Genomic DNA, 761 nt, shown 5'->3' with positions numbered 1-761 from the left:
GCGCACGCGCTCGGCACGGCTCAACACTTCCGCGATCTGGTCGCGCAAGCCCGGCTCGGCGCAAGTCAGCAAGAGCACGAAGCGTTCTTCCGCGGCATGCTCGCCGATGTCACCGAACCGACGCTGCCCTTCGGCTTGACCGACGTTCATCATGACGGCTCGTCTGTGGCCGAAGCGCGCGTGACGCTGCCCGCGTCGCTCAACACGCGGCTGCGCACGCAGGCGCGTCAACTCGGCGTGAGCCTTGCAAGCCTGTGTCATCTCGCCTGGGCGCGCGTGCTCGGCGCGGCCAGTTCGGTCGATGCCGATGGACGCATCGTGTTCGGCACCGTGTTGCTCGGGCGCATGCAGGCAGGCGTCGATCAGGCTTTGGGGTTGTTGATCAACACCCTGCCGATTCGCCTCGACGTCAATGATGCCTCTGTGACCGACAGCGTGCGTCTTACACATGAACGACTGGCTGCGTTGTTGCAGCATCAGCATGCGCCGCTCGCGCTCGCTCAGCGATGCAGCGGCGTTGCCGCACCCGCACCGCTCTTTAGCGCACTGCTGAACTATCGCCATAATCAGGCCGTGGCCGATGAACAGCAGCCCTTCGAAGGCATCGAACTGCTCGGTGCGGAGGAGCGCACCAACTATCCGCTGATGCTCGCGGTCGAAGACAACGGCGAGAGTCTCGGACTGACCGCGCAGACGGTCGCACCGTTGTCGCCCGAACTGTTGTGTGGCTATATGGAGCAGACGCTTTCGAGTCTCGTGCA

The 761-nt window shown here is 64.1% G+C and carries 1 protein-coding gene; it reads left to right on the top strand.

Annotated features, from left to right (window positions below; translation table 11 throughout):
- Positions 1-36: 36 nt before the first annotated feature.
- A partial coding sequence (locus AWB70_RS38120) for a condensation domain-containing protein (RefSeq protein ID WP_327350589.1) occupies positions 37-761 on the top strand: 725 nt, incomplete at its 3' end.

The organism is Caballeronia cordobensis (genome assembly GCF_001544575.2).
Classification (GTDB): Bacteria; Pseudomonadota; Gammaproteobacteria; order Burkholderiales; family Burkholderiaceae; genus Caballeronia; species Caballeronia cordobensis.
Note: the sequence above shows the minus strand (reverse complement) of the source record. Positions and strands in the feature narration are given on the sequence as shown.